Source organism: Haloarcula sp. MBLA0138, from assembly GCF_055632455.1.
In genome coordinates this window covers 2,369,227-2,383,224 of record NZ_CM145746.1, presented here as the reverse complement: position 1 = coordinate 2,383,224, position 13,998 = coordinate 2,369,227, and the positions used below count along the sequence as shown (strand labels likewise).

Annotated in this window: 8 protein-coding genes; 5 read left to right on the top strand and 3 right to left on the bottom strand. The window is 68.8% G+C overall.

What is annotated here, in order from left to right; genetic code table 11:
• Position 1 precedes the first annotated feature (1 nt).
• The gene (gene hemL, locus ACV7JO_RS12675) at positions 2-1,339 is read right to left on the bottom strand and encodes a glutamate-1-semialdehyde 2,1-aminomutase (RefSeq protein ID WP_470353773.1); all 1,338 of its coding nucleotides are present in this window, start codon (positions 1,337-1,339) and stop codon (positions 2-4) included.
• A 284-nt stretch (positions 1,340-1,623) separates the two neighbouring features.
• On the opposite strand from hemL, the gene nasA (ACV7JO_RS12670) reads away from it, so the two are divergent.
• The 3 genes from nasA (ACV7JO_RS12670) to ACV7JO_RS12660 all read left to right on the top strand — a co-directional run bounded on the left by nasA (ACV7JO_RS12670) (position 1,624) and on the right by ACV7JO_RS12660 (position 6,306).
• Positions 1,624-3,678 (top strand): assimilatory nitrate reductase NasA, encoded by a 2,055-nt coding sequence (nasA, locus tag ACV7JO_RS12670; RefSeq protein WP_470355781.1) that lies wholly within the window; start codon positions 1,624-1,626, stop codon positions 3,676-3,678.
• Between the two features lie 134 nt (positions 3,679-3,812).
• Positions 3,813-5,432 carry a methyl-accepting chemotaxis protein gene (locus ACV7JO_RS12665; protein WP_470353772.1) on the top strand — a complete coding sequence of 540 codons (1,620 nt, stop codon included), beginning with the start codon at positions 3,813-3,815 and terminating at the stop codon, positions 5,430-5,432.
• A gap of 334 nt (positions 5,433-5,766) precedes the next feature.
• Positions 5,767-6,306: an NTP transferase domain-containing protein gene (locus ACV7JO_RS12660; RefSeq protein ID WP_470353771.1), complete on the top strand. Its 540-nt coding sequence runs from the start codon at positions 5,767-5,769 to the stop codon at positions 6,304-6,306.
• A 4-nt stretch (positions 6,307-6,310) separates the two neighbouring features.
• On the opposite strand, the gene nasA (ACV7JO_RS12655) is transcribed toward ACV7JO_RS12660, so the two are convergent.
• The gene (gene nasA, locus ACV7JO_RS12655; RefSeq protein WP_470353770.1) at positions 6,311-8,422 is read right to left on the bottom strand and encodes an assimilatory nitrate reductase NasA; all 2,112 of its coding nucleotides are present in this window, start codon (positions 8,420-8,422) and stop codon (positions 6,311-6,313) included.
• 581 nt (positions 8,423-9,003) lie between these two features.
• On the opposite strand from nasA (ACV7JO_RS12655), the gene ACV7JO_RS12650 reads away from it, so the two are divergent.
• Positions 9,004-10,326 (top strand): MFS transporter, encoded by a 1,323-nt coding sequence (locus ACV7JO_RS12650; RefSeq protein ID WP_470353769.1) that lies wholly within the window; start codon positions 9,004-9,006, stop codon positions 10,324-10,326.
• Positions 10,327-10,575: 249 nt separating this feature from the next.
• Entirely contained in the window at positions 10,576-12,342 is a 1,767-nt protein-coding gene (locus tag ACV7JO_RS12645; protein ID WP_470353768.1) for a nitrite/sulfite reductase, read from the top strand.
• A 264-nt stretch (positions 12,343-12,606) separates the two neighbouring features.
• Here ACV7JO_RS12645 and ACV7JO_RS12640 read toward each other — a convergent pair whose 3' ends face one another.
• Positions 12,607-13,956, bottom strand: a complete 1,350-nt coding sequence (locus ACV7JO_RS12640) for a substrate-binding protein (protein ID WP_470353767.1) — start codon at positions 13,954-13,956, stop codon at positions 12,607-12,609.
• Positions 13,957-13,998 lie beyond the last annotated feature (42 nt).

Below are 13,998 nucleotides of genomic sequence, written 5' to 3'. Positions count from 1 at the left end.
GTCATATCGCCTCTTTGTACGCTTCGAGGGCATCCTCTATGTCTTCCTCTGTGTGGGCGTCGCAGATGAACTGTGACTCGAACTGGTTCGCCGTGAGGAAGACGCCCTGCTCTTTCATCGCGGGCCAGAACAACCGCTCCCAGCGCTCGGTCTCGGCCTGCGCGATGTCGTCGCCGTTCTTCGGGCAGTGGTCGAACCGTGGGCAGGCCTCGCGTTGCCGGCAGCCGGCCTCGCAGTGTCCGTCGAAGGTATCGGGACCCTCGCGGGTGAACACGAGCTTGAACATCGAGTCCGTCCCGACGACGGTGTACTCGGGGGCGCGGTCCTCGACGATGTCCTGCAGGCCCGACCGCAGGCGCTCGCCGAGCCCGTTCACGTGGTCGTATACGTCGTGTTCAGCTGCATACCGCAGCGTCTCCAGCCCGGCGGCCATCGTCACGGGATGGCCCGAGAAAGTGCCCGACTGGAACACGTCGCCGGCGGGGGTGAACGACTCGATTATCTCGCTTTTCCCGCCGATGGCACCCACCGGGAAGCCGCCGCCGACTATCTTCCCGAACGTGGTGACGTCGGGAGTGATACCGAACTTCCCCTGTGCGCACTGGAGGCCGCCGACGCGGAAGCCGGTGATGACCTCGTCGAATATCAGCAGCGAGCCGTGGTCGTCACACAGTTCCCGCAGGGTCTCGTGGTACCCCTCGACCGGGTGGACGATGCCGTAGTTGCCCAGTATCGGCTCGGTGAGGACGGCGGCGATGTCGTCGCCGTGTTCGGCGAACACCTCGCGGGCGGCCTCGGCGTCGTTGAACGGCACCGTCAGCGTGTGCTCGGCGAAGCTCTCGGGGATGCCGGGGCTGGACGGGGCGGTGTGGTCGCCCTCGCCCTCGACCAGCGTCGACTCCTGTGCGCCGTGGTACCCGCCCTGCATCACGACTATCTTGTCCCGGCCGGTGTAGCCGCGGGCCAACCGGACCGCGGAGACGGTCGCCTCGGTCCCGCTGTTGACGAAGCGCAGCATCTCGACGCTGGGGACGTGGCGCGCGACGAACTCGGCGAGTTCGACTTCGACCTCCGTGGGCGCGCCGTACATCGGCCCCTCGGCGGCCCGGCGCTGTACCGCCGACTGGACCTGTTCGGGCAGGTCGTGACCCAGCAGAAGGGGGCCATAGCCCATCACGAAGTCGAGGTAGCGGTTCCCGTCGGCGTCTATCACGTGGCCGCCGTCGCCGCGCTCGACGAAGAAGGGGTAGGGTCTGACCGCCCGGACCGAGGAGTTGACGCCGCCGGGCATGACCGACAGCGCCCGGTCGTACAGGTCGCGCGACTGCTCGTGGTTCATGGCCGCCCGTTCGGCCCCGGTCTGAAAGAAGGTGACGGGTCGCGGTTCGGGGCCGCCGGGGCGTGCGCCCCGCTCGCCCGCTCGACGCGCGCCCGCGTGACCGGATGATTCTCTATACTGCCCAAAGATACGCTTTCGTCAAGGGATACCGTTTTGTAGTGGGTGTTCATTCAGTTAGATAGTGAAATGCTAGCCGAACGTCTTCGACACGGTACTGTGGTCGGACGGACGTGCGCCCGGTCGGCGCGTGGTGTGGCGTGAGCGACTGGACGCCGACGACCTGCATGCGCTGTGCCGTCGGCTGCGGACACATGCACCGCGCCGCGGACGTGGGGTACGGCATCGACGTGGCCCGCGGCGACGCGGCCCACCCGGTCAATCAGGGGCTGGCGTGTGCCCGCGGCATCCGCGAGAGCAAGGACCCGGACGGCGACTGGCTCACGCGGCCGCTGGTCCGCAGCGACGGGGAACTGCGCCAGACGACGTGGGACGTGGCACTCGCCCATGCCGTCGAGGGCCTGCGGGAGGCCCACGAGCGAGACCCCGACGCGGTTGCCGTACTGGGTAGCGGCCAGCAGACCAACGAGGCCGCCTACCTGCTCGGGAAGGTCGCCCGTGGCGGGTTCGGGACCCGGAACTACGACGCGAACACGACGCTGTGTATGGCCTCGGCCGTCACCGCGTACTATCAGGCCTTCGGCAGCGACGCGCCGCCCTGTACCTACGCCGACATCGAGGACACCGAGCGCCACGTCGTCTGGGGCGCGAACCCCGCGGTCGCCCACCCCGTGATGTACCGCTGGATTCGCCGCGCGGCCGACGAGGACGACGCGGCCATCGTCGTCGTCGACCCGGTGCGCTCGGAGACCGCGGAGAACGCCGAGCACCACGTCGCGCCCGCTCCCGGCAAGGACCTCGCGCTCGCCCGGGCCGTCCTCGCCCGCATCGTCGAGACCGACCGGGTCGACGAGGCGTTCGTCGACGCGGCCACCGAGGGGTTCGAGGCGCTGTTGGCGGCGCTGCCCGACGCCGAGGCGGCTGCCGACGAGGCCGGCGTCGAGATGGCCGACGTGGACCTGCTCGCCGACGCCCTCGACCACCGCGCGCTCGTCTACTGGGGGATGGGCGTCAATCAGCACGTCCAAGGGACCGAGACCGCCCGGGCGCTCATCGACCTGACGCTCGCCACCGGCAACCTCCGGCCCGGCGGCGGCCCGTTCTCGCTGACGGGGCAGGCCAACTCGATGGGGACCCGCGTCTGCTCCTCGAAGGGGACGTGGCCCGGCCAGCGGGCGTTCGAGGACCCCGACCACCGCCGGGTCGTCGCCGAGGAGTGGGGGATGCCGGTCGACCGCCTCCCCGACGACCCCGGTCCCGGCCCGGTCGGTATCCTCGAAGACGGGCCGGCGGCGGTCTGGGCGGTGGCGACCAACCCCGTCGCCGGGATGCCCGACGCCGACGCCGCCCGCGGGGCGCTGGAGGACGCCTTCGTCGTGGCACAGGACGCCTTCCACACCGAGACGACCGCCGTCGCCGACGTGGTGTTGCCGGCGGCGACGTGGGGGGAGAGCGAGGGGACGACGACGAACATGGAGCGGACCATCTCCCGGGTGCGGGCGGCGACCGAGGTCCCCGGCGGCGTCCGTCCGGATCTCGACATCGTCGCCACGCTGGGTGCGCGACTCTTTCCGGACCTCGTCGGCGACACCTCGCCCGACCCCGCCGCCGTCTTCGACGAGTTCGCCGGCCTGACCGAGGGGACCGTCGCGGACTGCTCGGGCATCTCCTACGAGCGACTGGAGGACGCCCACGCCGTGCGGTGGCCGGCCCCGGACGCCGAGAGCGCGGGCGGCTACCGCTACCACGACGCCGACGACGCCGAGTCGTGGTCGTTCCCGACGGCCTCGGGCAAGGCCGCGTTCTCGACCGGCCGGCAGGGCTCTCTCCCCGAACCCACCGACGACGACTACCCGCTCGTGTTGACGACCGCCCGGGAGGCCGACGGCTACAACACCGGCGTCCGCTCGCGGGGCGGCGCGAGCGGCGAACTGGTCGCCCGCGTCCACCCCGACACCGTGGCGGCCCACAGCGCCGCCGTCGACGACGACCGGGTCACCGTCGCCTCCCGCCGCGGGGCCGCGACGGCCCGCGTCGACCGCGACGAGGGCGTCCCCGAGGGGATGGTGTGGCTCCCCATCCACCACCCGGCGACGAACCGGCTGACGCTCTCGGACCGGGACCCGCAGTCGAAAGAGCCCAACTTCAAGCAGTGCGCCGTCCGACTGGTCGCCCCCGAGACCACGGTCGCCGCCGGCGTGGCCGCGGAAGCCGACGACTGAACTGCGCCGGCTCGTAATTTACGATTGTTCTCTATTCTTCGTTGGAGTGGCAGAAACATCCAGAATATCGCGTACGTTGGCAACATCTGCGCGTTGACGTAGTACTATTGCACGGAATCCGGTACTCTACCCCGATGACCGGTAGCGAGTCCCTCGAACGAGCGGTCGCGGACATCGACGACACTGTTCAACAGGCCGCAGACGGGGACCTGACCGTTCGTCTCGATTCCGAGTATCACAACGAGACCGCGGCGGAGCTGGCGGGGTCGATAAACGCGATGCTGCGCGAGCTCGAAGGCGCGGTGATGGAGATAAAGTCGTTCGGTGCCGAGGTCGCGACCTCGACCGAACGGATATCCGAACGGACAGCGGAGGTCCAAGACGCCAGTGAGGAGGTAGACGAGTCGGTCACGGACATCGCGGACGACGCGACCCGTCAGACCGACCGACTGACCACGGCGGCCGACGACCTCACGGACCTCTCTGCGACCGTCGAGGAGATCGCCTCCTCCTCCGACGAGGTCGCGGAGCGGTCACAGGAGGCGGCGCGCCGGGCCGAACAGGGGGCCGACCTCGCACACCGCTCGCTGGAGACGATGCAGGAACTGGAGACACAGACTGACTCGACTGTCGACGAGATCGACCGCCTCGAATCGGCCGTCGCGGAGATAGAGGACATCGTCGAACTCATCGACGACATCGCCGAACAGACCAACGTCCTCGCGCTGAACGCCTCCATCGAGGCGGCCCGGGCCGGCGAGGCCGGGAGCGGGTTCGCGGTCGTCGCCGACGAGGTCAAGGAGCTGGCCGAGGAGACACAGCGGGCGACCGAAGAGGCTGCAGGCATCGTCTCGGAGGTCCGAGGCACGACCGACGACGTTGCCGACGACGTCCGCGCGATGGGGGCGGCCGTCGAGGAGGGCACTGACGCGATCACGGACGGACTCGACGCCTTGACGGAGATATCCGACCACGTCACCGACGCCAACGCCGGCGTCCAGTCCATAAGCGACGCGACCGACCAACAGGCCGACACGGCACAGCAGGTCGCGGCGATGGTCGACGAGGTGACGACGCTCAGCGAGCAGACCGCGACCGAGGCGGCGGCGGTTTCCGAGGCGACTGCGACACAGACCGACGCCCTCGGCGGTATCGCCGACCGGACGAGTGAACTTGACGACCTCGTGATGGAGCTGTCACGGAGTGTCGACACGTTCCGGGTCGGGACCGCGGGGACAGACGCGGAACACCGCGCGTTGACCAACCCCGAGTACGAGGACGCGGTCGCTCACGTCGAGACAACCAACGAGGAACTGCTCGCCCGGAGCGACAGCGTCGTCGTCGCGTACACGGAGTGCGATGGCGAGTACACCGACGAGGTGAACATCGCCGGCCGTCAGCGGATGTTGAGCCAGCGCATCGCCAAGACGACGCTGTTTCTCGCCCGCAACGAACGGGCCGGCGAGAACTCGACCGCCGTCCGTGACGCCAAAGCGGACCTCGAATCGTACGTCGAGGAGTACGACCACGCGCTGGGGGCGCTGGAGCGGGGTGGCGTCCACCGCGATACTCGACTGAAACCAGCCCCGGAGGCCATCCGTGACGAAATCGAGCGGGTGCGGGAGGTCTGGGAGCCGTTCAAGCGAAACGCCGAGGTGATTGTCGGCCAGTCGCGCTTTGCCACCGAGTTCGTGGAGTCGCTCGACCGGACGCCCGACGCCGACTCGTTGCCACGCGGGAAGTCCGGCTTCTGAACCGCCGGCCCCACGCGGCGGCGTCGGTCCGGTCGGTGACCGTTCGTCCATCCGCCGTTGCCGCGACCGCGCTCGCCACTCTCTATTGGTTGTATGGTCACAATAAGGAGATAATACTGGCAGTATAACAAGCAGTACAGTTAATAACTGCCCAGTTGACCACTATAACTACGTATGACGGCCCCTCTCAGAACTGCCGAACCGGCGTCGACTGCCGCTGCCGCTTCTCTCCCCGAGTGGTCCGTGCCGACCGGTGCGAATCCACGGGCGGACCCGACGGGAGCAACGTGTGGAAGATGTGACAGAGCGGCGGTAGCAAAACGGGGGGCCTGAGATGCGCTCGGCCGTCGTCCTCGCCGACTGCGAGGGCGACCCGACGACAGCCGAGGCGGCGTCGCTGGGGCGGGCCGTCGAGCGGGTCGCGCCGGCCGTCGACGAGGTGGTCGTCGGCTGTCGGGCCGGTCATCGCGACGCGCTCTCGGCGGCGCTGCCCGACGACTGCCGGCTCGCCGGGACGCACGTCCCCGACGCGGGACGGGTCGCGTGCATCCGGTCCGGCTGTCGGATGGCCCGCGCCCGGCGGACGCTCGTGACGACGCCGGAGATGCTGTTCGTCCGGCCGCGGCTCGTCGCGCGGCTGTTCGAGGCGGTCGAGGACGACGGTGCCGTCCCGCTGGTCGACGGCCAGCCCCGCCCGCTGGCCGGGGCCTACCGCACCGGGCCGCTCGTCGAGGCCGCCGACACGACGCTACGGCTCGACGCGGGGACGGTCAGGGACCTGCTCGACCGGCTCTCGACGGGCACCGTCAGGGGGCCGTCACCGGCCCGCCGGGTCGACAGCGCCACCGGCCGGCGGCGCTCGCGCTCGACCTGACGACTCACCCGCTGTCGACCATCCCGGTCCGCGGGACGCCGTCGCGGGTCACCGGTGGCGACTTCTCGGGCGGTGCCAGCCGCACGGCGCACTGCTTGAAGTTGGGTTCGTTGGAATCGGGGTCGACCGCGGGCAGCGTCAACTCGTTGACCGCGGGGTGGTGGATGTCCATCCAGATGGCCCCCGTCGGGATGCTGTCGTCGGGCGCGAGGTCGACGGTGACCCGTCCCCGGCGGGACTCGACGACGGTCCGGCCGCGGTCCAGCAGGTCGACGTACTGGCCGACGGTCTCCGGGTGGATGCGCGCGCTCGGCACGTCGGCGGTCTGCTCGCGGTTCCGGACGCCCGTGTTGTACGCGCCCGGCCGCCGTCCGGTCGTCAGGAGCAGGGGGTAGTTCGGGTCGGTGGTCTCGGGCAGTCCCTCGTAGCTCGCCGTCTCGAACCGCGCCAATCCCGACTCGGTCGGGAACGACCACTCGCCGTCGTCGCCGGCGTCGTGGTAACGGTAGCCGCCCGCGCTCTCGGCGTCCGGGGCCGGCCACCGCACGGCCAGTTCCGCGTCGAGGCGCTCGTAGGAGATGCCCGAGAGGTCCGCCGGCGTCCCCTCGGTGAGCCCGCGCAGTTCGTCGAAGACCGACGCCGGCTCCAGCGGGGGCTCGTCGAACAGGCCCGACTCGATGCGGTTCCCTATCGCCGCGATGATATCGAGGTCCTGCCGGACCGTGTCGACGAGGTCGCTGACCGCGGTGACTCTGGAGACGCGCCGCTCCATGTTCATCACGGTCCCCTCGCTCTCCCCCCACGTCGCCGCCGGCAACACCACGTCGGCGTGTTCGACGGTCTCGGACCGGAACACGTCCTGCACGACCAGAAATACGTCGTCGAGGGCGCGCTTGACGGTGCTCGCGTGGGGCATCCCCGCGACGGGGTTGGTCGCCACCGTCCAGCAGGCGTCGACGTGGCCCCGGTTTATCCGGTCGACGATGCCGACCGGCCCGGGGCCGGTCGAGGCCGGGAGCCGGCTCAGCGGCACGTCCCACTCCTCGGCGACCAGTTCCCGGTTCGCACGGTCGGTGAACGCACGGTGGCCGGGCCACGTCCCCTTCGAGGCACAGACCCGCGCCCCCATCGAGTTGGCCTGTCCCGTCAGCGAGAACGGGCCGCTCCCGGGACCCATGTTTCCCGTCGCCAGACAGAGGTTTATCAGCGTCCGCGCGGCGTCGGTGCCGTTGGTGCTCTGGTTGACGCCCATCCCCCAGTACAGCAGCGTGGACGCGTCGAAGGCCGCGGCCAGTTCCGCGACGGTGTCGACGGACACCTCGGCCGTCGCCGCGGCCGTCTCGACCGCCGGCAGCGACTCGACCAGCCGCTCGTACCCCTCGGTGTACTCGTCGACGAAGGCCTCGTCGACCCGGTCGGTCTCGACTACGTGTGCGAGCACCGCCCGGGCGAGTTCGAGGTCCGTACCCGGTGCCGGCTGGACGTGGTGGTCGGCGTCCTCGGCCGTCTCGCTCTCGACGGGGTCGACGACGACGAGGCGGCCCCCCGACTCGGCGGCGCTGTCGAGAATCCAGCGGTACAACACGGGGTGGGCGGCCGCGGGGTTCGCGCCCCAGACGACGTGAGTGTCGGCTTTCGGAATGTCGTCGTAGGTACAGGGCGGCGCGTCGCTGCCGAAGGCGTCGTAGTAGGCCGTCACCGCGGAGGCCATACACAGCGTCGTGTTCGCGTCGAAGTTGCGCGTGCCGATGGCTCCGCGGGCGACCTTCCCGAGCGCGTAGGCGGCCTCGTTGGTCTGCTGGCCGCTGCCCAGCACCGCGACGCTGTCCGGGTCGTCGGCGATGGCTTGGATGAACTGCGCGGCGACGACGCCCAGCGCCGTCTCCCACGTCGCGGGCCGGAGCCGGTCCCCGCGCCGGACCAGCGGCTGTGTGAGCCACTCTCCTTGGGGGTTCTCCGTCTCTCGGATACCCCGCTCACACGAGAGGCCGTTCGTCGCGGGGTGACGGTAGTTCCCCCGGACCTTGTCGACACCGTACCCCTCGTCGACGCCGCGCTGATGCTGTCCGCAGCCGACGGCACAGCGCATGCAGGTCGTCGGCTTCCACTGGCTCATCGCCGGTGACGCCCCCCGCCCGACGGCTCCTCGCTGCGGGTCGCGGTGACGCCCGTCCGCGTCTCGGTGACCGAGTACGGCGCGCGGCGGCGAATCTGACCAAGTCTGTACATTATTCTAAACTATTCCCACAATATCGTGGGAGGATTATCCGAATAACCCTTTCGTTGTCCGAAAATATTGGCTCGGTAGGGTCGGACACGAAACCGACCGACGGCGGCCGCGGAGGCCTCATCACCCAGCGTACGGACCGTCCCGACGCTCGCCGGTGAGTGCGCTCGTGGTCGCGCGCGCCGGACTCCCGGCCGACCCGATTGACGATTGCACACTCGGGACCGGATATGGTTCACGTTGGGAAAAAACGGCGTCGGGACCAGTCCGGTGGCCGCCCCACTGTCCGCTCGTCCGGGGAACGGCCAATAATTGAAGTTTTGTAAACGGATATCGTTTTAGTCCCTTAATTCATTGGGCTTTGACGAAGCAATGTGGTCGAACGTAGCAGAATATGGAAGTAAAGTTAATGAAATACCACCCTCGGAGCGCGAAGTCGAACGCTCGTCCGTCCGTCCGGAGGTGTCCCTATGGGGCTGATCCGGATGACGAAGTACCGGACGCTGCTGTTGGCGACCATCGGGTTCAACTTCTCCTTTCTCATCTGGTTCTCCTTCGCCCCGTTCACGGGGCCGATGGCCGAGGAGTTCGGCCTCACGACGGCCGAAATCGGCATCCTCGCCAGTTCGGCCATCTGGATGGCCCCCTTCGGCCGGATGGTGACCGGGTGGCTCTCGGATAAGTTCGGCGCGCCGACCATCTTCGCCATCGTGTTGGCGTACGTCGGCGTGTTCTCGATGGCGAGCGCGTTCGTACAGGACTACTCGCTGTTCTTCGTGACGCGGCTCATCGTCGCCACGGCGGGCATCACCTTCGTCATCGGCATCCAACACGTCGCCGAGTGGTTCGAGGAGGAGAACCTCGGACTGGCCGAGGGCATCTACGCCGGCGTCGGGAACGCCGGGGCCGCGGGCGGCGCGCTCGTCCTCCCGCGGGTGTTCGGAACCGGGTGGAGCGGCCCGCTGTTCTCGACGAACTGGCGCGCGGCCTTCTTCTACACCGGCGTCGTCTCCATCTTCCTCGCCGTGGCCTACTACACGCTGGGCGAGGCCGCAAAGAGCGAGGAGAAGCGCCAGGCCACCAAGGACAACGCGAGCCTCAAGGACTGGATATACACGGCCACCCGCTACGGCACCGTCGTCCTCGCGCTGGCGTACGTGATGTCGTTCGGCCTCGAACTCTCGATGAACGGCTGGCTCGCCACCTACTACCGCGAGGCGTTCAATCAGGACAATCTCGTCGTCGCCAGCACGTTCGCCGCGACGTTCTCCGTCGCGGCCGGTCTCTTGCGGCCCATCGGCGGCTACGTCAGCGACCTGCTGGCCCGAAAGGAGAAGGACATCCTGCCGTTCTTCGAAGGCCGGTACCGCGAGCAGTGGACGTTCGTCACGCTGTGTTTCATCGTCGTGACGATGGTCGCCATGACGATGGCGGGGCTGTCGGGCGTCCTGATGAACGCCGTCGTCGTCGGCTTCCTCGTCGGCACGGCGTGTGCCTTCGCCGAGGGCTCCATCTTCGCTATGGTGCCCGCGATGTTCCCCAACAGTTCCGGCGCGGTCGCCGGCGTCGTCGGCGGCATCGGGACGGTCGGCGGTATCGTCTACCCGCTGATCTACTCCGCGCCGTGGCTGGCGAACCTCCATCTGGGCTACTCCGTCGTCGCCGCCTCGATGGTCCCCATCGTGTTGCTGGCCGCGTGGGTGTTCCGGCCGGAGGTCGCGGAAGTCGCCAACACCGCCGGCTTCGTCGGCGATAGCCCCGGCTCGGAGACGGTCACGAGCGGCGACGACTGAGCGTCCCACCGGGTGGACGAACGTCCGACTGAGGCACGGACGGTGGACGATGTTCAAGACCGCCCCCGAGACGCCCCCGCTCTGAACCCGGTTCGGTGGATTGTCAATCTGCTCGTGAATATATCCGAGTTCGTTAACGAATAGCCTTATCAAGATACTAGATATGAAGGTAAAACGAGAGAGATACCACATGCGACGCAGCATATCGGAAAAAACGAAACATTCTGTAACTACTGGGGGTCGCTGACGATGGCGCACAAGAAAGAGGACGTCAAGGGCGAGCTGTACGGCGACGAGGTCCGCGAGAAATTAGAGGAGTTCGCCCAGCAGGGCTGGGAGTCCATCCCCGAGGACGAGCGCGAGGCGTGGTTCTCGCGGTTCAAGTTCTGGGGCGTCTTCCACCATCGCGGCGGGCAGGAGTCGTACTTCATGATGCGGCTCACCAACTGCGGCGGCGAACTCGACCCGGGCCAACTGCGGGCCATCGGCGAAGTCGCCCGCGACTACGCGAACGGCCCCGCCGAGAACCCCGAGTTCGGCAACGGCTGGGTTGACTTCACGACCCGCCAGTCCATCCAACTCCACTGGCTGAAGCTGGAGGACATCCCCGAAATCTGGGAGAAACTCGAGGCGGTGGGCGTCTCCTCGCGCTCGGCCGGCGGGGACACCATGCGCAACATCTCGGGCTGTCCGGTCGCCGGCAAGGCCGAGGAGTACGTCGAGTCCCGCGGCCTGCTCGACGAGATTCAGGAGACCATCCGGGAGGACGACGACCTCTGTAACATGCCCCGGAAGTTCAACATCTCCGTCACGGGCTGTCGACAGGGATGTGCGCAGGACAGCATCAACGACATCGGGCTGGAGCCCGCACACAAGTTCGTCGACGGCGAGGAGATAGCGGGGTTCAACGTCCGCGTCGGCGGCGGGCTGGGCGGGCGCGAACCCCGCGAGGCCCGGCCGCTGGACCTGTTCGTCCGGCCGGAACACGCCGTCGAGACGGTGCGGGCGTTCGTCGAGTTCTACCACGAGGAGGGGAACCGACAGAACCGCTCGAAGAACCGCGCGCGCTTCTTCGTCGACGAACTCGGGACCGACGCCATCCGCGAGGAACTCGACGAGCGACTGGATTTCGAGTTCGAGTCCGCGGGGACGGACTTCCGCGGGGAGTACACCTACAACGCCGGCAAGCCCACCGAGCGGGGCGCACACGACCACGTCGGCGTCTACGACCAGCGGGACGGCCGGAACTACGTCGGGCTCTCGGTCCCCGTGGGCCGCATGCCGGCCGAGGACGCCATCGCGCTGGCCGACCTCGCCGACGAGTACGGCTCCGGCGAGGTCCGGCTCAGCCGCCGGCAGAACCCGCTAGTGATGGACGTGCCCGACGACCGGCTCGACGACCTGCTGGCCGAGCCGTTGCTGGAGACGTACACGCCGGAGCCCAACCCGTTCGTGCAGGGGGCGATGGCCTGTACCGGGACGGAGTTCTGCTCGCTCGCGCTGACCGAGACGAAGGCGCGGATGGCACGCTTACTGCGCTGGCTCGGCGAGAACGTCGACGTGCCCGACGACGTGGACCGCATCAAGATGCACTTCTCGGGCTGTACGGCCGACTGCGGGCAGGCGATGACCGCCGACATCGGCCTGCAGGGGATGCGCGCCCGGAAGGACGGCCAGATGGTCGAGGCGATGGACGTTGGCGTCGGCGGCGGCATCGGCGAGGACCCCTCTTTCATCGAGTGGGTCCGCCAGCGGGTCCCGGCCGACGAGGTGCCGGGAATGATAGCCAACATCGTCGAGGCCTACGCCGCGCTCCGCTCGGAGGGCCAGACCTTCCGCGAGTGGGTCGACGCCACCGGCCACGAGACCATCGTCGAACTGGCCGAACCCGGCGAGGTCGAGGGGTACGAGGACCCCTGTCTCGCCGACGGCAAGCAGTCGTGGTATCCGTTCGACGACGGCGAGAGCCCGGCCCCGACCGACGCCGAGGGCCAGCCCATCTCGGCGGACGACTGACGATGCCCGAACGAAGCGACGCCGGCGAGTCCGCGCCCGAGGCGAACGCGCCGGCCGAGGTGACACAGGGGGTGCCCTACGACGCCGCGCCGGAACTGCTGGCGTAGCGGGGGTCCGCCGCGCCCCCCGAAGCGGTCGCGCGGCACCCCGACGGAGCACGCTCGTGTCCACCGCTCCGTCGACTCGTTTTCCGCGTTCGCGTCCCGGCCCGCGCGGGCCGGGGCCGTGCTCGCCGTCCGCGCACGCTCCCAGCGCCGGCGGCGCTCAGGACTCGTCGCCGTACGGCCCGAGCGTACACTCGCTGGCCGGCCCGCTCTGGCAGCCGTAGCCGACATCGCGGGTCACGGTGACCAGTTCGTAGTACTGGCCCGCCGCCTGCTGGTCGGCCGGGAGCCCCCGGACGACCGGGACGGGCCGGATGGCCTGATGGTCGCAGGCCCGCATCGTCTCGGCCCCCATCCCCATCGCGTACTCGTGGCCCTCCAGCGTCCGCGCTACCGCCGCCGGGTCGAAGCTTCCGGCCCGTTCGGCCGCCGCAGCGAACTGCAGCGTCTGCCCGTAGGCGAGTTGGGCCGGCCCCGAGGGGTACGTGTCCGGCCCGTACTTCGCTTGGAACGCGTCGGTGAAGGCGTTCGACAGCGGCGTGTCGATGCTCGTGTCCCACGCGATGGTCCCGTAGGTGTCCGCGATGTGGGCGCTGGCGTTCTCCGCGACCAACTGGTTGTACAGCGGCACGACTATCTGGATGTCGTCGGAGAGCGTCCGGTCGGCCTGTCGTATCGACCGGGCCGCGTCGAGCCCGTAGTGGTCCAGAAACAGCACGTCCGGGTCGGCCGCGGCGACCTCGTCGAGCAGCGAGCGGTAGTCCGACGTTCCCAGCCGCGTCGGGACCGACGCCTGCTGTGTCCAGCCGGCGTCCCGCATCGTCGACGCGATAGAGGACTGGACCGTCTGGCCCCACGTGTAGTCCGCGAACAGTTGGTAGAACGACGCCGTCTCGCCGACCTTCTCGACCAACACCGGACGGAGCGCCTGCGCCGACATGTAGGCGTTGAACATCTCCCGGAAGCCGTACCGGACGCAGTCCGCCCCCGTCGTGTCGTTCGAGTGGGTGAGACACGCCATAAACGGGACGCGCTCGGCCTGTGCGACCTGCTGGATGGCGATGGCGACCGAACTCGACGACCCGCCCGAGAGCATCACCACGCCGTCGTTTTCGACCATGTCCGCGGCCAACTCCGCCGCCACGTCGGCGTCGGTCTGTGTGTCCCCGCTGACGTACTCGACGGTCTTCCCGAGGACGCCGTCGCCCGACAGCGACTGGTAGGTGCTGTTCCCGACCCAGCCCCCGCCCTCGTTGAGGTGTTCGACAGCGAGCCGGTACCCCCTGAGTTCGTCCTCCCCCTCGGCGCTGTAGGGGCCGGTGTTTGGCACCGTGAACCCGAACGTCACCGTCTCGCCGGTCACCGGGGCGTTGCCGAGTGCTGTCCCCGTCGACTCGCCGGCCGAACCGCCGCCCCCCGAACAGCCGGCAAGCGCCGCGATTCCACCCGCGCCGATACCTCGTAATACCGCCCGTCGACCCCGTTCGGGGCCGGCTTCCCGCCGAGCCATACTCCCCACGTGTCCCGAACTGTTATATTATTTTTCACGATA

Excerpts from the sequence above, each read along its gene's own strand:
- ACV7JO_RS12665 (WP_470353772.1), top strand. The coding sequence starts at position 3,813 with ATGACCGGTAGCGAGTCCCTCGAACGAGCGGTCGCGGACATCGACGAC.
- nasA (WP_470355781.1), top strand. The coding sequence starts at position 1,624 with ATGCGCTGTGCCGTCGGCTGCGGACACATGCACCGCGCCGCGGACGTG.
- nasA (WP_470353770.1), bottom strand. The coding sequence starts at position 8,422 with ATGAGCCAGTGGAAGCCGACGACCTGCATGCGCTGTGCCGTCGGCTGC.
- hemL (WP_470353773.1), bottom strand. The coding sequence starts at position 1,339 with ATGAACCACGAGCAGTCGCGCGACCTGTACGACCGGGCGCTGTCGGTC.
- ACV7JO_RS12650 (WP_470353769.1), top strand. The coding sequence starts at position 9,004 with ATGGGGCTGATCCGGATGACGAAGTACCGGACGCTGCTGTTGGCGACC.
- ACV7JO_RS12660 (WP_470353771.1), top strand. The coding sequence starts at position 5,767 with ATGCGCTCGGCCGTCGTCCTCGCCGACTGCGAGGGCGACCCGACGACA.
- ACV7JO_RS12645 (WP_470353768.1), top strand. The coding sequence starts at position 10,576 with ATGGCGCACAAGAAAGAGGACGTCAAGGGCGAGCTGTACGGCGACGAG.
- ACV7JO_RS12640 (WP_470353767.1), bottom strand. The coding sequence starts at position 13,956 with ATGGCTCGGCGGGAAGCCGGCCCCGAACGGGGTCGACGGGCGGTATTA.